Here is a 20351-nt window from a genome sequence, read left to right as displayed (position 1 = left end):
ATCACGAAATATTGCGGGTAGAACACGATCCCCGCGGGATCACACTCAGAGAAATGGATCTTGTGGGGCTTAGTAAACTTCTGCAAACTCATGTTGTTATCCTTAATCCATAGCCAAACGTTGACGACATTTTTGCAATTCTTTCCCGTGTTCATCCGCAAGGGCTGCTTCACGTAATTCACGTAAATTAATTGGTGCTAATTTGCTGCCTTGTTGCGTCACGATATCCATTAGAACTTGAAAATTACGCAAACCTCTCGCATGAGTATCGCTATACCCTTTTACTACTCGCTGGCATTGTGTGATTTCAGTCGCTAAAGCAGGGTTTGTCCGTGCGGCATCAACCACCGCGGCTAACCACTTTTCAATTCGCTGATTTTCTAATTGGTAGCGTAAAGTTAAGCGTCTGCCTCGTCTCCATGCTGCTAGCACGTATAACTGTAAAAAACCCCACAACGAACTGGTAGTGATTGTGCGACCTCGTTGCGTCAGTTTGCGAAGCGCTTTGTGAAACCAATGTGGCTTCATCAACCAATTACCTAAATTTTTGGGGAGCGTTTCGCAAATCTCTTCAATACGTGGATGCATAAATTCATTGATGTCCAATAATTGGTTATCTTTTGCTTGGACTTCATTACGTACTCGGGTGAATCGGCTATCACGAATTTTGAGGTCAGCCACGCGAATGGTGTCTTCATAAGACATCCATAATGCTAAGTGGCGAACAAGCGCACGTTGTAAACGCTCGTCTTGACCACCTTCTTGCGCAAACAGGTTGTTAAGGCGGTCTAAATACAACGTGGCATAAGCAGGGTCTTGGTAATCAATTAACCGGCGAACCCCTTCCGTCGCTAAATAATGAACATGGGGAGCAAATTCATTATTAATACGCGCTAATAACGCAGAAATTTGTTTATTTTTAGGGGTTGATGAAACGGTTTGAGATGACTGAGCTTGGTATGCCTCTTCGGGTTGCGCGGCTTTTTCAGCTCCGAGAGCAAAAGCACGTAGGCTAGGTTTTACCCCAACACCGCCGCGCACAATGGTTTCTTCAAATTGTACGCGACTAAAAGGTAAAACACCGGAGCCAAATAAAGCACCAAATAATACTGCGCTGATCACGCTACCGCTTTCTTGGGCCGCTTGAGCCATATCAAAGTGAATGAATTGGCGAGCCGCGAGGCCTGCATGGCGGATCAATGCTTGGCTATCAACACGGCCGTCACCCATCGCTGACTTTTCAGCAATCGAATAAACACGGTGTGTGGAGCTAATTAACGTTGTGCGTTCTGGTGTGACAAAACCGCGCTGAACAGAGCGACCCGCCTCCATTAATTCGGAGGCAAGAACGACATCCACATCACCTGGCATTGGCATCAATGCCAAAACAGGTGCAGGCGTTTCTGGGTTATCAGCGCCGGGGAACAATTCAACATAATAAATCGTTGCACCAGTACGCTGAGCAACACCCGGAACGGAGGTGGTTTGTGCGAAATAACCATTCTCTTCGCCTAAATTAACAATCCAATCGGCGAGAACGCCACCGCCCTCACCCCCCATCGCTAAAATGGCGATTTTAATGGGCTGTAGCGCGATTGATGATGGAGATGAAAACATTCGTTCCCCCTTAGAAACTGAGTTCTTCACGACGACGTGCATCACGACGTTGCAAATAACCAATAAACCAACCGCGAACACGATGGCGTAGCTTGTCCCAGCGATTTGGGTTAGTAATAATTTGAGCTTTAAAAAATGAAGGACATAAAACAGCTGCGTGTGAAACCTCGCCGCATAAACCGCATCCCACACAGCTATCCATCACAGTGGCCACAGGGTCTGTTCTTAATGGATCTGGATTCGGTTTTATTGATAAAGACGGGCAACCAGAAAGACGAATACAGGAGTGATCCCCAGTGCAGGTGTCAGGGTCAACACCAAAGCGCTCACGCACAACTCGTTTACCTGCGGCTACGTCATTACGAACCTTTTTCTTTTCGCGGCGCTGCAGGTTTAACATGCATTCGCTTTGCGCAATCAGCACCTTTGGCCCTTTTTCATCTGTCGTCAACGCTTCACGCAATGTGTTAGTCATTGTTTTTAGGTCATAAGTGCGTTTGATGGTTTTCACCCAATTCACACCGACCCCTTTGACGGCTTTTTCAATTTCATGGCCTGTACTGCGAGTTGGGTTCAGCGCTGTAGAGGAGAGAATATCTTGCCCACCCGTTGCTGATGTATAGCTGTTATCAATAACAATGGTTAAGTTATCGCTACGGTTAAACACACTATTGGCAATACCACTGGTTAAGCCGTTATGCCAAAAACCACCATCGCCCATCACTGAAATTGCGCGTTTCCCTGCTTTGGCATTTAATGCCGCAGCACCTGCTCCGCCCAAGCCATAACCCATCGTTGTATTACCGAGGTTAAATGGTGGAAGGATAGAGAATAAGTGGCAGCCGATATCGGCGCTGACATGGTGCTCGCCAAGCTCACGCTCGACCAGTTTCATTGCCGTAAAAATAGGCCTTTCAGGGCAACCCGTACAAAACCCTGGTGGGCGCGCATGTACAGTTTCATCAAGTGTTGGCTCTGCGGCGTTGACGTATTCAGGTAAAGATTCTTCAGCTTGCCCAGCCGCAATATTAATTGTTGGAATACGAATTTGTTTCGCGGCTGCTTTGACTTGAGGTTCTATTTTTCCATGCCGTTCAAAAAAAGAACGTAATCCAGCAAGCACTGTAGCAGTGTTGTATTCTCCCGCCATCGGTAACATATCTTTGCCGTGTAATTCGATATCGATATTCCGCTGACGCAAAATATTGGCAACATTCTGCTCAACAAAGTTAGGCTGCCCTTCTTCCAGTACTAAAATCGCCTTTTTATTACGGCAAAAACGTTCAAATTCATCGTCAATCAATGGGTATGCGACATTCATTACATATAGCGGAATTTTGCTATTACCGAACACATCCGCTAAACCAATTTGGTTAAGCGCGCGGATCAGTGTGTTATAACAACCACCTTGTAATGCAATACCGACATCGTCTGCATCCTCAGAAAAGAACTCATTTAATTCGCGCTCTTGAATAAACCTAACGGCGGCTGGCCAGCGTGCTTCAATTTTCTCTTTTTCATGTAAAAAACTCGCAGGCGGTAACACAATCCGACTCACATCTCTCGTTGGGTTTTCAAGTGCGTCTTTAACTGTAAATTTAGGATGCTGGTTTTCCGCACACACAAATTGGCCATGAACGTGACATGAACGAATGCGCATTTGCAGCATAACGGGTGTATTACTGGCCTCAGATAAATCAAAGCCATCTTTAACGGCTTGAACAATGGAAGGTAAATTTGGACGAGGGTCGAGTAACCACATCTGTGATTTCATCGCAAAAGCATGGCTACGTTCTTGCATAATTGAGGAACCTTCACCGTAATCTTCCCCAACAATAATCAACGCACCACCTAACACACCGCCTGATGCTAGGTTTGCAAGTGCATCGGAAGCAACGTTTGTCCCAACTGTTGCTTTGAACGTAACCGCACCACGTAAAGGGTAATTAACAGAAGCGGCTAGCGTCGCGGCGGCGGTGGCTTCGCTTGCACTATTTTCAAAACGAATACCATATTCAGACAGAATATCCTGCGCATCTGCCAGGACATCCATTAAATGTGAAATGGGTGCTCCCTGATACCCTGCAACATAGGAAACACCGGACTCTAACAAGGCTTTTGTCACTGCAAGGATACCTTCACCGCTGAAGACCTCACCTTGCCCTTGTCGTAATTTTTGAACTTCTTGAACAAACGAGCGCTCAGCCATTTTAACCTCACCAGTCAACGTCAGAACGTTTCTTTTATTTTTTGTGTTTCTTAGTTGTATCCTTTTTGTTAATTAAACGTCAATCCATGATTAATCATGTAAATTGGATTTATGCAGAGACTGGATAAGCCCTGCACATAGAGGATAAATTGCTTATAAAAACAAGAGGTAAATAGTTATTAATAGCAAGAATAGCTTAATGAGGACGATAGAATGAAATATATAAAAAACGTGTAAAATCATGAAGTCACAGCCAATTACCCCTATAATAAAAAAGGGATTAGTCATTTAGTCCGGTAAATTTATTTATTCTAGACAATTCAACCAAACAACCATAAAACATAAATACAAACAGAGACAATAACATGATTAATCATATATATTTTACTAATTAATAAATAAAATAACTTTATTTTTTATATTGTTACAGCTATCACAATAACCACACTGTTTCTGATTTTTTGCACTTTATGGATAGTTTTTGCACATAATTAGCTAGGTAAGCAAAATTGTTTATGATATGTTCAATTAACATTTAGTTAAAATTACTTTAATAAAATGTTAATAGACTAACAATTAAGCACCATCATAAATGTAACAAAATATACTTAATAAAAACCTGAACTATTTTTGTCATAAATATAATAATTAATTGAATTCATTGAGAAAACCTATAATAAGCAAAAATAGCCAAGCCAGTACCTAAGTCAATCGCAAGGGAATGGCTGGTGATTAATTTTGGAGGTACCTCCGATGTTGAGCAACTCGTGGTCCCACTCATCTGCACCTCAGATTGAAAATCAGATCTGTTCGTCAGAACGTTTGTTATTTACATCCGCTGATCCTGAAGAAATAAAATCAATGGTTGGTCGAGTGATGAAACCGCATCAATTTCACTTACTCAATCCCCATCAACGTCTTGATGCTCGCATGCATTATATTCCTATGGGTGATATTTCCTTAAGCCGCTTACGCTATGGTGCAGACGTTGCCATTGCCCCCGGCAAACTAGAAGATTTTTTCCTTTTACAAATGCCCCTTGCAGGTAGTGCAATTATTGAAAGTGGTGGAAAACGGTTAGAATCTACACCACAAATGGCATCATTACTTAGCCCTGAAGAATCAACAACCATGCGTTGGAATAGCGATAACGATCAATGCATGTTGAGAATTTCGCGATCATTACTAGAAAGATCGTTAGTTGGCCAACTCGGCCATACCCTCGATAAACCACTCGTATTTGAATTGGGTTTTGCGTGGCAATCCTGTATAGAATGGCGCACTTTAATGAATTACCTGATTGAATGTGCCACACGAACACCGGATCTTCTCCAACATAAATTAATTGCTACACAAGTCGAGCAATTGGTTTCTGTTACGCTGCTTTCTACACATGTTCACAATTACACTGAAGATTCAGGTATGCGCAGAGCGACTATTCGCCCTCGCCATGTTCGCCGAGTGCAAGAATACTTAGAAGCCCATGCGCATGAGCCAATTACAGTTGAGCAATTAGCGCATATAGCAGGTGTCAGTTTACGTAGCTTATATGCGGGTTTTAAAGAGTTTTTAGATATCAGCCCCATGCAATATTTACGTGATTTGCGCATGGAACGTGTGCGGGCAGAATTATTATCAGGAGAAGCCAGTAATGTCACTGGGGTAGCTCTGCGCTGGGGTTTTGCACATATGGGACGCTTTAGTGCTGAATATAAGCAGCGTTACGGTGAATCACCGAGCCAAAGTATGAAAAAAGCCTAATACCCGTAATTTATATTATTATTAGAATAATCAGTAATATCAAAATGCTATGTGTGGCCTTAGAAAAAAGTCCCCCTCTTTTAACCTAACCTATAGAGGGGGATATCTAATCTAGAGACAAAAAATGAAAATAAATTAAAAAGTTCCAATTTGGATAAGTAATGTTTTATAAGAAAAATTACCTATAAGAAATAGTTGTAATTGCTGAGTCTAGATATATCTTTGATAAATTAATATCAGAAATTTTTATAGAAGATAATTTTTTTTCACTCTCATTTAATGCAGATAATTTAAAGGAATAATTTTTTTCATTACCTTGTTCATAACAAGACAATGTAATTGCATTGATATCCCTATTGTATTCACAAGGACTTTCAAATACATACCCACCGAAATTGACTATCCCCCCATTATTTTCTGTACTGTGTGTAATGATAGAAAAAAAAGAAAAGAATACGAAAAAAATATATTTCATTATAAGTCACTCTATTTAATAAATTAATCTTAACCTTATAAAGGCTTTATCGATGACCAATAAAATCACATACAATAAACTCACCTCTCAATCTTAAAAATTGATTAATTTTCAATTAATTAAACATCAAGGTAATTAAGATAATTCAGCCAATAGCCAAAATAGCATCTCATATAGGAATAGATACGTATTTAAAAGAGTATGATAATCGGTCTTTATTTCGAGGCAGAATGATACTAAGTTAAATTAATATGTCAATACAGTTTTTAATAAACAATTACATTTAGTCAACTTAGCTTACTTCTAAATAGGTAAGAGAAAATAAAAAACACCATTTAGTTTAAAATAAAAACCCTTTTCATATTAAAAACATATATATTCAATATAAGTAATTTGTTTAAAATTCTAAACAAATAAAAAAGCCACTAAAAAATAATTATTTTAGTGGCATCTTTGCCAATGAGTTTTTATAGGGGAATTTACTAATCGTAAGATATATTAAATATCATTTTTGCTTGAATTTTCCCTGGAGATATTTCTTTTTTATATTGGTAATATTTTGCTATGTAATTAAGATTAATTGTTTTTTCTTGTTGAATTCCAACGCTACCAACCAAATATTCTTTGTCCCATTCTAATGGTTTATCTTCTTCAGTTAAAACTTGTACACCAACACCATCCGCAGCTTGGAGTTCTGACGAGCTATTTTTCAATACACCTTGGTTTTTCACTGTATCAGCAGCAAGCTCGCCATTGAAAGACATATAAACATTCGATGTATTCGCGATATTCACACCGCCACTGCATAACATATTAATCGAAAATGGCGTTGAACCCGCAACAGAACCGATACCTGAAAATTCACTTTTTTTCACTGAACGCATTATCACGTTTTGATTTACACCTGAGGTAATCTTACATGAAGGAGAAATTATCGTAATTGCATCCGCTGTTAATCGAGTAATTAATGCTGGTGATATAGAATCAGGTAAATATCCATAGCGGGTATATTCACCTTGATGAATGGAGCCCGAACCTGTGATTTCAGCTGTTTTTATCACTTGGATCGTAAATGTTGAACCTGCTAAAACAACATTTTTAAGTCCATTGCCCGGTACAGTATAGTGCCCCGGATACGTAATTTTGATATTACCGCCATCAGCATCACGCCTAAACCTAAGACCGATTCCCGGAACATTTGTTTCAATAATATTGTCCCCTGACATCGGCTTGTTTACCACAATGTTAGCATCTAAAATTGTACCACCAGTGCATTCCCCCCAAGGTACTGTTGCAGTATCCATACTCCATGTTCTTTCACGTATGATTGTCCCAACAGGAAGATCAGGACTCACGACGACACGCCCCAATTCCATATTAATATCAACGGGAGGAACTGAAGAACGAGTACAATCGGCTAATACTGGCGCGCTGACGGCAAAAACAGCAGAAAAATAATATAAATATATTATTCGCATATCATACCCCTATTCAATTCACTCTGCTTATTGATAAAAAATGAACATTCACCTTCATGCCAAATTACTGTGGCTTTACCTTCATATTCCCCAGTAATAAAGACATTACTTCCTTGCCCTACGCTGCCAATTGACTCTCCGTGAATATTTTTAATATCGGCACCAAAAGGTAAAGGCCTACCATTGTTTCTTTTTATTTCAATTACATTTGTTTTTTCCATTTTGGTATCAAAGCTGACTTTTACGATACTGCCTTCATAGGGCACAATATTTTTAAGAGTGTTTGTGAAGACAATATCTTCAGAGCTCCCTTTAGGATCCAATTCAATGGTATTAACACGGTATGGCCGCATATATGAGGCTAAAGCATAACCATTCCCATCAATATATGTTCCAGGAGATCCCACAATGGCTGCACCTTGAGCATCTTTAGCTTCAATGAGTGCCATCGTTTGAGATGTATTCGGTGAAAAAGTTATTCCTCCAGAGTGAATAACCATCGAACCATTTGCCCCCATCCCGTACTGACGATAGCGTTTTCCATGGCTATAATTCGCATTTAGAGAAGAATAAGACGTTCGGTAGGCCGTATTGAGAGCAACATTATTATTGCTGTTATTTGAAAATGATGAGTTAATCCCATAGACCCAATTATTTTCCTCATCAAAAGCCCCATTAATACCAAGCTGTGTTGCCTCAAATGTGGAGTTGTTAAAAATGGTATTTGACGTCAAGGATATCTGGCGATTATCACCAAAATATAATGGATAACTGAGATTAATACTGATTCTATCGTCTTTTTTATTATGATTATTATCAGAATAAAGCCGCATAAAAGCGACAGAGTAAGATAACCGGTCAAAACGATTATAATAATTAAACTGATACTGTTTTTCCGAACGGCTATCGTCCCAATAATACGACATTCGCCCCGTAAAATAAAAACCGCCATATTGGTCAGGCAACTCTTGGTTAACGGTATAATTTATGCTTTTCTTTTCATGCCTTAGGCGATTATTTGTATGATTTTTTTCATTATCAATTAAATAGAGTGACTCATTCAAATCATAGTAAGACTCACTCGAGTTGATATTTCCACTGACAATAAAATTTGTTTTTGTCTCTGAAAATAATTTGTTAAGTGTTAATTGATGTTTGAAGCCATTTTTATCGCTATTTTCTGTTTTGGTTTTTGCACTAGTAACATCGTAAGCCAAAGCGCCAATTTTTGTATTAATCCCTGTGCCCAGCATATACGCTTGGTAGTCATCATAAGCATTGATCCCAGTGTAAAATGTAAAATAATTATTGTAGCCATGTTGCAATGTCCCTTGAACAATATAGGGGCGATGACGATAAGCATTTTGATCTAATTTTCCAGCAGAAACTTGGTAGCGTGTAAATTTGGGCCTTAACAATTGAGTTAACGATGAATAAGGTACAGAAAATGAATTTTCACTTCCATCAGCTTCCTTGATCGTTACCTCTAAGTCATTTCCATAACCTGAAGGATTCACATCTTGTAAATTAAAGGGCCCAGGTGGAACAGAGGTTTGGTAAATAACTGTGTTATTTTGTCGTACTGTCACTAATGCATTACTTTGTGCAATACCACGTATCTCAGGGATATAATTTGCCACACCATCGAGATACATACTGTCATCCGTTGCAATCTTTACACCCCGTAAACTCACGCTATCAAATATATTACCCTGTGTATAAAATTGCCCTAATGTCATTGTCGATTTAATCGGGACAAGGGGGGCTTGTAGGTAGGTTTGATTACTATCCCACTTAAAACTATCTCCCTCTTGCCACGTTGCATTGCCAATATGTTTTAGTTGCCAACCTTTGTATGAAAAACCTGAATTCACACCCATATAGAACATGGAATAATGATCTACTGATGAGTTAGAAAGGTTATTGCTATAGAAATTAGCTTGGTAAGATGTATTTAATGCAGGAATTCCTGTATCCCAAAATTCAGGGGGAACATAACTTGCGTGAGATTGAATGATATAAATTTGAGGAAATGTTAGGTCTAATCGGAGGCTGGTTGGTTCAAAGGTTTCTTTGATATTGCTATCTGAGTTCCATTCCTTCAGCGAGTTGCAATGTTCACTTTGGCTTAAGGTATTATTTAGTGCATTTGTATCTATTGCGAGACTCATTAGCAATTTATTGTTATAACAGGCTCCCATGCCATCATTACCCTTACGACGTAATTGTATTTCATGACGACCTTTCCAATTTTTATTTACATAAATATCAATGGAGTAAGTACCTTCTCTTAACTCATTTTCATTAAAATGTGTTAAATCAATGTTGTTTTCACCACCAACAATAAACCCACTATTAAACTCATAAATTTCATCTACATCTTGTTCTTCCGCTTGAACATGATTTCCCCAGAAAAAAGTTGGTATCATTGATAATGTGAAAAAAATAGTTTTCTTTTTTTTATCTCGCATGTTCATCCCTGTACCTAATTAGTGCACTTTTATTTTTGCTGGAACCTCTGCGCCATAATCATTAATGTTATTTATCGTTAGGCTTTCTCCAACACTCACTACCCCTCGAATTTTTATTGTTTTCGTCTCATTTGGAGACAACATAAATCCTTCTAAATTTAATGTACTACTATCTGTATTGACCGTTGTTACGGTAATAAAAAATGGTGTTGGATTTTTGATTTGAAGAGTTCCATTCCCCCCTGATACTTGCAAATTTTCAGGAGCTAACTCTCGGCTTCCTAATTTATTAGGGCGATACATAAATTTAAAGCGAGAACGAATTGCAAGCTGCAACATATTTTGATCGGCATTTTTCTCTGATTTAGTAATAGGAGGAATATCTAATAAATTTAGCCAATATAATGTTTCTTTATCTGTGGATAATTGTGATTTATCAATCAACTTAATACGTATTGTTTGACCACCACCGGCTGATAACTTAGAAATAGGTGGCATAATTTGAAATGGTGTTTTGATTGTTTCAGGAAGTGCCTTTGAATTACCTTCATCAAGCCATATTTGTGCAACCGCGGGGCGATTTGCTGTATTGTTTAATTGAATGGTAATTTCCTTGTCATTTTCAGCGTAAATAAAACGCGTCCCATTAACAATAATATTGTCCGCAAAAACAAACTGGCTAATAAAACCTATGAATAAGCTCAATACTTTCAATACGTTCAATAATTTCATTTGTTCCCCTCTTATAAGCGGTAGTTTTAACTACCGCTTGAGATAACAAATAAACCTATAAAAAATTAGTTATAGGTTATTTCATAGGTCGCATAGCTATTAACTAAACCTGTTGTTACCGTTGCAGGCACTGGCGCGGCATAACCAATGAAATAAGTAAAACGAGCACCATCTTTAATTGAGGCTAAATCACTCGCGACTTTTGCTTGGCTAGGATCACCGGGTATAATTTTGGTCCCCGTTAAGGTAGTTCCACCTTTGGTTGCAAGTACCAGTTGGATATTTTTAGCGCCTGTTGATTCTGTATTGGCTAAGTACCCTTCAGCACCAGCAGGGGGGCTTTGTAAGATGTTACCACCATCCCAATAAACGCCAATTCTGTCCATTTTTAAATTCACATCTACATCCGCACGTGTTGATGTGGCAGTTTGTACACAATTGGTGACATCAATAACAAATGACTTTGGTTTTAAATAAGTATGTGCCGCGGCGGCTTTAACTTCTTTAATTGAAACTGGCGCTAAATACACGCTAGCATTACTTCCTTGTCCATCTACTGATACCGTGCAAGAAATATCAGTCACTTTTCCGTAAAAGTTAACTTGCCCACCCGCGACTTTATCTGTTGCTGCAAATGAATTAATAGATAAGCAACCAGTAGTAATAAATACGGTTAATAATAGTTTTTTCATGGTTAATTCCTTTAATTAAATTATAAAACGGATGCTGACTTATTAATTAACTGGGGTTTTAAAATCCATTTAATTGTCATAATCTGTTAGCAAATGTTTCTATTTTAATACTTTGAAAACTAATATTTATTTTAATACCGCAATAAACAACCAGATTTAAACAGTTAATGTCTGGATGACTTTTATAATAATACACAACTTATAAATAAATAAAATTTTTTATTTTATTCATTTAACGAATCAATTAATTAATCAAACAAAAAACATATTAAACAATAAGTTATAAAAACTTAATTATTCAAACTAATAAAGATCGATATTAACAAGAAATAAGTAAAACCCCTTGAATATATATATTTTTGAAATGAAATGCATACCATTTCTTTTGATTTAATATATACGTGATTCCACTATAAAATGTTAATTTTAAAATTTAAACAATTATAGAACCACGTATAATTAACTATAAAAAAACGCCATATAAGACTTAATCATATATGGCGTATAAGCAAAAAAAATAATAATATAACTAGAAAGGAATCGATGCTTTTAAATAAATTTGTGAACCTTCTGGACGGTTTCTCACTTCAAAGTCTTTTTCCCATTTAGCGGTAAATAACCAACCTTGTGGATTTGCATAGCGAATTGAAGGGCCGATGGAATAAGCGCGGGCTTTTCCTTGGGCAGAATTTGGGCCGCTATCATCCGTTGTTTGCCAAAATGCGTAACCACCAATCCCTGCTACCCAGCCATTGCCGAACCCCCAACCTAAACCATAATCAGCGTGGAAAGCTTGCCCTGAACGAGTTTTGGTATCGTTATTGCGAAAGTTAAAATCATACATCATTTTTAAATCGGCATTCACGCCGACAGGGGGGATATAGCTAATCGCCCATACCGGTTGTAATGCCCAATAGTTTTTACCTAGGCTAGAAGGGTCTGTTTTACTGTATTTCCCTGTCGGTGCATAGGCATCTAAACCCACCACATAATGTAAATCCGCAGAAGGGTGGAAACCCAAAGCAGGCCCGAATGTCACATCGCCTAATCCACGGCTAGTGTCTTTTTTGCCCGCGGCTTTTGCGGTCACATCCAATAACGGCACGATGGTATGGAAAGCTAAATCGCCACCCAATATTTTTTGATCTGTTACCCAAATTAAGCGGGGCGCCAATACATTCACATTCACGCTAAAACCCGGAATTGGGATTTTATCCCCTTTATTATCACGAACGCTGTCATAGTGCGCATTCCCACCATACATCAGCACATGTACACCGGGCGGGGGTAATGCTCCCGACATAAAGTTTTCAAGCCCATCGGGATAGATACCCAACCCGCCCCCTTCCGTCGCAAGGGCGCCAAACGAAAGTACGCTGAGACACGAACCTGCAACAAGCTTACTGATTATTTTATTATTCATCATGTTTCCTGCCATAGTGGGTTGTCTTACTGTGTGTGCTTTGCCTGTTATCTCGCAGTTCCCTTGCGTTTTATTTTTGTCCTATTTTTTCGTCAGTTTTTGCGCAACAAGGTAACCAGAACCCCCGCCAAGACCGGGACCCGGATGTGTTGATGCACCAATATGAAAAAGGTTTTTAACCGCTGTTTGATGTGTTTTTGTTTGGCCTGATGCCGCAAAAGGCCGTAGCCAGAAGAATTGATCCGGTGAACACGTTCCTGAGTAAGGATCGCCACCAACAAGATTACAGTTATAGTTTTCCAGATCCGCTGGCGAAATAGCTTTACGCCCCACGATCAGCGAAGAAAAACCAGGCATAACCAGTTCTAAACGTTGCTGAATTCTATCTGCAACCCCTTCACGTACTTCATCATTCCACCGCCCATCATCGGGAATAGTAATTTCCCCTGCTGAATCCCCTTTTAAGCGCCTTGGCAATTCTTGCATTTGGATCCATAAGATCCACCCACCATCGGGGGCACGGCTGGGATCTAATGCAGTAGGTTGCCCAATCCCAAATGTTGGTTTTTCAGGTAGATAGCCATTGTTCGCTTGAGTTACGGATAAACAAACCTGTTCCATGCTTTCCGTAAAATGAACGAGTGGAACATTTAATAATTCAGGGTTGCACCAAGGGGGCGGTGCACTTAATGCAAAGTGAATTTGCATCCCTGCGCGGCCGTAGCGGTAACCTTTCGCTTTTTCCATCACTTGAGGTGAGACATTATCAAGTAATGAGCCATACAGTTGCGTTGGGGTGACATTACACACCACACTTTCTGTGGCTTGGATCATTTGTCCATTGACGATGACGCCTGTCGCACGGCTATTTTTCCCCTCACCTTGCGTCACCACTTTTTCGACGTGCATCCCCGTTTTGAGCTCACCACCATGAGCTTCAATCACTTTCGCAAAAGCCTCAACGATGCGATAACTGCCACCTTTCACGACAGGCATCCCACCAGCAACAACGGCAGCGAAGGTTAATTTACCAATTAGCGCCGAACTCGCTTCATCAGGCCCTAACCCGGTGTGAAGTACCCATGGCGCCATCAACGCGCGGCTAAAATCATGCTGCAATTCGCGTTCGGACCAGCGGCGAAAGCTTTCCACACCTGATTTAGCAAAATCCAATAACCCATCGACACCGCGTTTACGCCATTCGGAAAACAGCAGCTTTAACATACCGCCGCTATAAGGGTTTTGCCCTAATAAACCAAATGTAAGCGCCGCATCTTGGGTGAATAATTTGTCTGCCATTTTACGAAATGCTACCCCATCACCAGGCGCAATGAGATCGAGCTGTTTCGCGGCCTCAGCAACATCCCGCTTCAGCGCAATAGACTGCCCATCGGGTTGGACTAGCCCTGTTGAATAGTCGCATTGGGCAAACTCTAATCCATACTTTTTCAAGTGCGGTTCGAGTTCTTGATAGCCGGGGCTGCCAACAAACAGTGAATACCAGCAAGAAAGCAGATCATGGGTATACCCTTCAAATAAATTTTCAGTCCGAATACAACCGCCTAAGCGGTCATTTCGTTCTAACACCAACACCGATTTTCCGCGCACCGCCAGCAAAGCCGCGCACATCAAGGAATTCATCCCGCTACCAACGACGATCACTTGTGGGTTAGAAAGTGTTGCCATACCTCACCCCACTAGTGCCAAGACGCGTAATGGGCTGCCTGACCCACCTTCAATTTTCAGCGGAGCCGCAACAATTACCACACCTGTAGGCGGTAATTTATCGAGATTTTTCAAGCACTGTAGGCCATATTTATTATTACCATGCATTAAAGTGTGGCATGGGTAAGGCACAGGCCAGCTGTAAGATTGCCCTGCATCCGTATTAATGGTTTCAACACCAAACCCTTTCACATCACGCTCATGAATAAGCCATTCGACAGCTTCTTGAGACGGCCCCGGCGTGTGGGCACCATCTTCACGCATGCTCACATAAGCTGCTGGATCATCTGCTTTTTTCGACCAATCCGTTCTAAAAAGTACCCAAGCCGCTTTAGGTATTTTGCCGTGCTTTTCTTCCCATTTTTGCAAAAACTCGACCGTTAGCACCCAGTCAGAGTTTTGCGCTACTTCTTTGCTCGCATCAACGACCACGGCTGCGGCAACAAAGTTTTCAACAGGAATGGTATCAACCGTGTTATTCGCTTGGTCTTTACCACTGATCCAATGAATAGGGGCATCAAAGTGCGTACCGGTATGTTCACCGCAACTAAAGTTATTCCAATACCAAGCTGGGCCGTTATCATCGTAACGGGAGATTTGCTCCATACTGAACGACCACACCTGCCCAAACTGCTCAGGTAATTGCAGCGCAGGGAATGATGGCGATAAGGTTTGTGTTAGATCGACAACCTGAATATTGCCTTGCTGTAATTCTTTCGCGAATGTCATCAATGCTTGCTGATTCATGGTGTTTCTCCTACGCCAACGGCGATTCATGTAAAGCGGTAAAGCCACCGCCATGGAATACTAGAGGTTTCCCTGTTTCACTACCGATACGACGCACATGCCCCACCATCAATAAGTGGTCGCCGATGGTGTCCTGCTTATGATTTTCACAAACCAATGTAGCAATAGCGCCGTGCAATGCAGGTATGCCTTCAGGGGTTAAATGAATAGCCACATCTTCAAACTTGTTTTCTATGCGTGGATTCGCAAAGCGCATAGCAAGTTCTTGGTGCCCGTGTCCTAAGATATTGATGGTGAAATGGGCGCAATCACGAAATACCGCTAAGTTTGGTGAATGATTCACTAAACTCCATAAAACCAATGGTGGGTCGAGTGATAACGACGCAAACGAGTTAATGGTTAACCCCACATCACGGCCATCTGCGGTGCGTGTTGTCACGATTGCGACCCCTGTTGGGTAGCACCCGAGCAAGTTGCGCAAGGTTTTAGATTCAAATTCGGTATGACCCCATTCCCTTTCGCACATGAATGTATCCTCTGCAATCATAGACATAGTCAATCCTCCCCGTTAAGCGCGGGCTTCTTCCATCATTTGTGATTGAATGTAGGCCTCACATGCCGCACCATCTTTCCACCATGGGAACAGTACTGGCGGGTAGTTAAAGGCATTCGCGATGGTGTGTGCGAGGGATGGCAATTGCTGGGCTGCACCTAACAGATGCAGAATATGTGGCTCTGGTGGCGCTAATAATGAGTTTGTCCATTCCACAACATGGCGACCATACTTCCAGAACTGTTCGAAAGTGTCGTTCATCCACTGTGCGGTATAGGGTTTATCACCGTGGGCGAGAATTGCGTCATAGTAGACTTTGCAAGCCTTGGTCGCGTTATTCGAACCTTGCCCTGTTAATGGGTCGTTCGTCACTAACGCATCCCCTAAACCAAACACAATTTTGCCCGATGGCAGGGTTAATACCGGCTTGCGCACCGTTGGTGCAAAGCGCCCAGCTAAAATGCCGTTATCATCCGTTAATTCGATATTACGACAGCGATCCGCTTCCCAAGGTAGATAGGTGTTGAGGATTTTTTTACTGTACGCCAAGTGTTCTTGTGGAGTACGAGCCTCACCCCACTGATCCATTGGACCACCCGGAATACCCTCGAAAACCATAATGTGGCAATCACCACTGTTGGTTAAGGATGGAAACACAAAGTATTCACCAACACCGGGGATCAAGTTAAACGACACTTGGGAGTATTCAGGTGTCGGTAACATGCCGTGCACATACGTCAGTGCCAAAGCACGTTGAGGTTTATCATATGGCGAACGAGTTTCATCGCGCTCAAGCAGCTTAACAATTTCCCCTTTCCCCCCTGCCAGCACAACAAGGTCATGGGTTTCAGCCAAACGCTCCAGCTCAGCAACGCCAACATCTTCAATACGTAAATTGCCGCCACGTGCTGAAAACAGCTCCATCCAATACGGCATTTTGATACGCTGATCGACGGCTTGTGCGTAGTTATCTAAGCGCGAGCGCCAAGAAATCGCTTTTTCACCCGCTTTTTCAGGATGAGGAACGGTAAAACCAATCCCTTCAACAGGTGAGCATTTGTCTTCCCAAAAGTTAATCCCTAAATCACGCTCAAATTGCAGCGAAATATCAAACATGCATTGGCTCGACATCACGCGACCATTTTTAACATCATCCGGCGTGCGATTTGTGGCAACCGTCACTTCATAACCTTTATCTAACAGGCCTAAGGCCAACGGCATACCCGCTTGACCACCACCTACGATAGCAATACGACGCATAGTATTTTCCTCAGCAAAGTTTAAATGGTGTCTTATTGTGCAAGACGGGGAATTGCAGGTTTAGCCTGTTCAGGCCCCATAGCGGAGTAACCGCCATCGACAGCGTAATCTGCGCCAGTCACAAAACTCGCCAGATCAGAAAGTAGGAACGCAACAACTTGAGCCACCTCTTCAGGGTCGCCCACGCGTTTAAGTAAGTGGTAATCCGCGGCAACACGGTCTGTTTTTTGGCGGTCGCCACCGGTGATTTCATCCATCACACGGGACCATGTCCAGCCGGGGGAAACAGAATTCACACGAATGCCGTCTTCGGCATAATCCATCGCTTGACTGCGAGTGACCTCCAATATGGTGGCTTTCGATGCGGGGTAGAGCCAGCGGCCTGTTTGAGCAACAGAAGACGAAATACTGGTAAAGTTGACGATGGCGCCTTTACCCGCTTTCACAAAATGCGTTTTAGCAAATTGCGCAGCCATAACCGCGCTCACCACGTTGATATTTAACGCAGTTAACCAGTCTTGTCGTGAGGATGACTGGCCTTCGTCAAGGTAAGTTGCGGCCAGATTAACCAAAAAATCGAGTTGCCCATACTTTTGCGCAACGCGGTCAATGCCCTGTTTAAGTTGTTGGTCGTCAGTGATATCCACAGGTAAGAAATCAATGTGTGGCTCACTTTGTGCGACTTTTTCACCATTGGCGGCGTCAATATCAAAAATAGTGACTTTAACACCATAACTACTCAGCACTTTTGCCACTGTTGCGCCAATTTTGGTCGCGCCCCCAGTCACAATTGCAATTTTGTTATTCAAACCTTTCATCTTTGACGCCCTCTTTTCGCTCTCATTTTATTACAATGAATTCACAAAAAATTAACATGACTGATAATTACGCAGAATGAGCGAAAAGCTGTAGCCGCTGGGCGCAAAAAATATCCACCCAGTGCGGCAATTTAGTCAACAAAGCGATGATATATGAAGGGAAATAGCCGCTTTTCGCAGCAGCTATCCAAAAAATGAAAAGTGTGATTAATGACAGGACAGGATTTTATGGTTATTTAAGGTCGCTCTAAAATTCGGGCGCCCGGGCCTTTTTTCCCTAATACGTCATCAGGGTTACGTAACGGGCAATCACTTAACGATAAGCAGCCGCAACCAATACAGTTATCCAATTCATTACGTAAACGCGTGAGCTGCCGAATTCGTTTATCTAACGAAACACGCCATTGGGTGGACATCTCTTTCCACTGTTCCGATGTTAGCGCGCTATTTGCGGGGAAGCGCCCTAATGCCTCTTGGATTTCTTGTAATGGAATACCTGTACTTTGCGCGACTTTAATAATGGCAATATAACGTAAAACAACTGTGGGAAACCGTCGCTGATTACCGTGTGTACGGGTACTTTGAATGAGCCCTTTTGACTCATAAAAATGTACAGTTGAAACCGCTACACCTGCTCGTTTTGCAACCTCACCAACCGTTAATGCCCTTGTAGGATCAATATTTATTTCCCCATTTTTGTGGGGTTTTATCGCTTTTGTGTCTTTATCTGCCATTTTTGCTTACCTTCTCTTGACCTCAACTTAACTTAAGGTTTTATAGTGCGACCCTGTGTCTTTGTCAATTGACGTTATTTTTTGAAAGGGGATAGGTTCATGCCATTGGTGATCGCCAAAATGTTAGAAAGCAATAGCTTATGGTTTGTTGCTCGCTTACTAATCTTGGTTTTATTTATTTCATCTGGGTTAGCCAAAGTACTTAACTATGAAAATAGTCTCGCTGAAATGCGTGCAGCTGGCCTGCATCCAGATTGGTTCTTCAATATTGCCTCTGCCGCCGTGATGCTAATTGGTTCGGTTCTCGTGTTACTTAACCGCTTGTTATGGCTTGCAACAGGAGCACTTGCCGTCTTTTTGTTCCTCACCATTGTGATTGTGCACACTTTTTGGAGTTATACAGGAGAACAAGCGCAAATCGCCATGTTTTGGGCTATTGAACATATTGCCGTCATTGGTGGGTTAATGGCGGTGGCAATTGCAGGGCATTTTCGCCGTCTTTATTTCGCGCTGAAAACGCAGAAATAGAAGGAAAATTAAATGAGTAAAAAAACAATAATCACACTGTGTACTATTTTGATCGCAGCAGGGGGCGGTAGCGCCATTTATTCGACGTATGCACAAAACGATGAAGGTGAAAAAGCCGCTTATCAATATCCACCAACCAAAGTTGCTCTCGCTCCAGTCAGTTTAGATACTGCGCCACGGACGTTTTATGGTGTCGGGGAACTCGAAGCAGGTAGCCAAGTGCAAGTAGCAGCGGAAACGAATGGCCGTATTACTAACATTGCCTTTGAATCTGGCCAACAGGTTAAAAAAGGCCAAGTTTTAGTCCAACTTAACGATGCGGTGGAGCAAGCCGATTTATCTCGCTACCAAGCGCAGATGCGCAATGCAGCACGCTTATATCAAAGAACAAGCTCGTTATCTGCACAGCATTTAGTGGCGGAAGCGCAAGTCGATAGTACTCGCGCAGAACGCGATATTGCCCAAGGACTCATTCGCCAAACTCAAGCACTCATTGCGCAAAAAACCATTCGTGCGCCTTTTGATGGCACAATTGGTATTCGCCAAGTACATGAAGGGCAGTATTTAACCCCCGGTGAAACTATCGCAAGTCTGGTCGATACCAAAACGTTAAAACTGAATTTTTCGTTAGATGAGCAAGCGTCCCCGGAGTTACATCAAGGGCAAGTGGTTGATGTTACGGTGGATGCCTATCCAAACAAAACCTTCCCTGCTCGCATCACCGCTATTGACCCGCTCATTGGTAAGTCTCGCACCGTTGCGCTGCAAGCAACATTAGAAAATAGCGATGGCACCCTCAAAGCCGGTATGTACGCCAACGTGAATGTGGTTCGCCAAGCCAGTAATGAAGTGCTCACTATCCCAGAAACGGCTGTCACTTACACCGCTTACGGGGACACGGTCTTTATTACAGAAGGCGAAGGCGATGCCATGACCGTCAAGCGTGTTTCCGTCAAAACAGGCCAACGTTGGGATGGCAAAATTGAAATTGAACATGGATTAAGCGCTAACGATAAAGTGGTCACATCAGGCCAATTGCGCCTCAATAATGGATCTGCGGTGACGCCCGTTGCGCAAGATACGTTGTCTGAACCCGCAGCACAAACTGAGCAAGGTTCATAAGGAGGC

At 41.8% G+C, this 20351-nt stretch carries 17 protein-coding genes; 3 read left to right on the top strand and 14 right to left on the bottom strand.

The genetic code is table 11. The features are described from left to right. Nucleotides 1–102: 102 nt before the first annotated feature. Together AC4IFT_RS17770 and AC4IFT_RS17765 are read right to left on the bottom strand one after the other, a co-directional pair. Entirely contained in the window at nt 103–1617 is a 1515-nt protein-coding gene (locus AC4IFT_RS17770; protein WP_490752126.1) for an indolepyruvate oxidoreductase subunit beta family protein, read from the bottom strand. A gap of 10 nt (nt 1618–1627) precedes the next feature. Further along, nucleotides 1628–3826 carry a thiamine pyrophosphate-dependent enzyme gene (locus AC4IFT_RS17765; protein ID WP_490752125.1) on the bottom strand — a complete coding sequence of 733 codons (2199 nt, stop codon included), beginning with the start codon at nt 3824–3826 and terminating at the stop codon, nt 1628–1630. A gap of 753 nt (nt 3827–4579) precedes the next feature. Here AC4IFT_RS17765 and AC4IFT_RS17760 point away from each other — a divergent pair. Continuing rightward, complete coding sequence (locus tag AC4IFT_RS17760) at nt 4580–5587, top strand: AraC family transcriptional regulator (protein ID WP_490736028.1); 1008 nt, start codon at nt 4580–4582, stop codon at nt 5585–5587. A gap of 178 nt (nt 5588–5765) precedes the next feature. Here the strand turns inward: AC4IFT_RS17760 and AC4IFT_RS17755 are convergent, their stop codons facing one another. The 12 genes from AC4IFT_RS17755 to soxR form a co-directional block, all read right to left on the bottom strand. Then, the gene (locus tag AC4IFT_RS17755) at nt 5766–6062 is read right to left on the bottom strand and encodes a YmdA family protein (RefSeq protein WP_490736026.1); all 297 of its coding nucleotides are present in this window, start codon (nt 6060–6062) and stop codon (nt 5766–5768) included. 482 nt (nt 6063–6544) lie between these two features. Continuing rightward, a complete protein-coding gene (locus AC4IFT_RS17750) occupies nt 6545–7540 on the bottom strand; it encodes a fimbrial protein (RefSeq protein ID WP_490736024.1) in 996 nt (331 codons plus the stop codon). Beyond that, the gene (locus AC4IFT_RS17745) at nt 7531–10011 is read right to left on the bottom strand and encodes a fimbria/pilus outer membrane usher protein (RefSeq protein WP_490752123.1); all 2481 of its coding nucleotides are present in this window, start codon (nt 10009–10011) and stop codon (nt 7531–7533) included. Before AC4IFT_RS17745 ends, AC4IFT_RS17750 begins: the two co-directional genes overlap by 10 nt. Before the next feature lie 18 nt (nt 10012–10029). Then, entirely contained in the window at nt 10030–10725 is a 696-nt protein-coding gene (locus tag AC4IFT_RS17740; protein WP_490736036.1) for a fimbrial biogenesis chaperone, read from the bottom strand. 83 nt (nt 10726–10808) lie between these two features. Next, on the bottom strand, nt 10809–11435 hold the full coding sequence (locus tag AC4IFT_RS17735; protein WP_490736020.1) for a fimbrial protein: 627 nt from the start codon (nt 11433–11435) through the stop codon (nt 10809–10811). Between the two features lie 529 nt (nt 11436–11964). Then, nucleotides 11965–12858 (bottom strand): SphA family protein, encoded by an 894-nt coding sequence (locus AC4IFT_RS17730; protein WP_490752121.1) that lies wholly within the window; start codon nt 12856–12858, stop codon nt 11965–11967. Between the two features lie 81 nt (nt 12859–12939). Further along, nucleotides 12940–14544: a phytoene desaturase family protein gene (locus AC4IFT_RS17725; protein WP_490752119.1), complete on the bottom strand. Its 1605-nt coding sequence runs from the start codon at nt 14542–14544 to the stop codon at nt 12940–12942. A gap of 3 nt (nt 14545–14547) precedes the next feature. Further along, nucleotides 14548–15330, bottom strand: a complete 783-nt coding sequence (locus tag AC4IFT_RS17720; RefSeq protein WP_490736014.1) for a cyclase family protein — start codon at nt 15328–15330, stop codon at nt 14548–14550. Nucleotides 15331–15340: 10 nt separating this feature from the next. Next, nucleotides 15341–15883: a flavin reductase family protein gene (locus AC4IFT_RS17715; protein ID WP_490736013.1), complete on the bottom strand. Its 543-nt coding sequence runs from the start codon at nt 15881–15883 to the stop codon at nt 15341–15343. A gap of 15 nt (nt 15884–15898) precedes the next feature. Further along, nucleotides 15899–17143, bottom strand: coding sequence for a styrene monooxygenase/indole monooxygenase family protein (locus AC4IFT_RS17710; protein ID WP_490752117.1), 1245 nt, complete (start codon nt 17141–17143; stop codon nt 15899–15901). A gap of 32 nt (nt 17144–17175) precedes the next feature. After that, nucleotides 17176–17961 (bottom strand): SDR family oxidoreductase, encoded by a 786-nt coding sequence (locus AC4IFT_RS17705; RefSeq protein WP_490752115.1) that lies wholly within the window; start codon nt 17959–17961, stop codon nt 17176–17178. A 236-nt stretch (nt 17962–18197) separates the two neighbouring features. After that, nucleotides 18198–18695, bottom strand: a complete 498-nt coding sequence (soxR, locus tag AC4IFT_RS17700) for a redox-sensitive transcriptional activator SoxR (protein ID WP_255586269.1) — start codon at nt 18693–18695, stop codon at nt 18198–18200. Nucleotides 18696–18794: 99 nt separating this feature from the next. On the opposite strand from soxR, the gene AC4IFT_RS17695 reads away from it, so the two are divergent. Further along, nucleotides 18795–19223, top strand: a complete 429-nt coding sequence (locus AC4IFT_RS17695; protein ID WP_490736007.1) for a DoxX family protein — start codon at nt 18795–18797, stop codon at nt 19221–19223. Nucleotides 19224–19235: 12 nt separating this feature from the next. Continuing rightward, nucleotides 19236–20345, top strand: coding sequence for an efflux RND transporter periplasmic adaptor subunit (locus AC4IFT_RS17690; protein WP_490736005.1), 1110 nt, complete (start codon nt 19236–19238; stop codon nt 20343–20345). The last annotated feature ends 6 nt before the right edge of the window (nt 20346–20351 follow it).

This window comes from Providencia sp. UF-183 (assembly GCF_058246155.1).
Note: the sequence above shows the minus strand (reverse complement) of the source record. Positions and strands in the feature narration are given on the sequence as shown.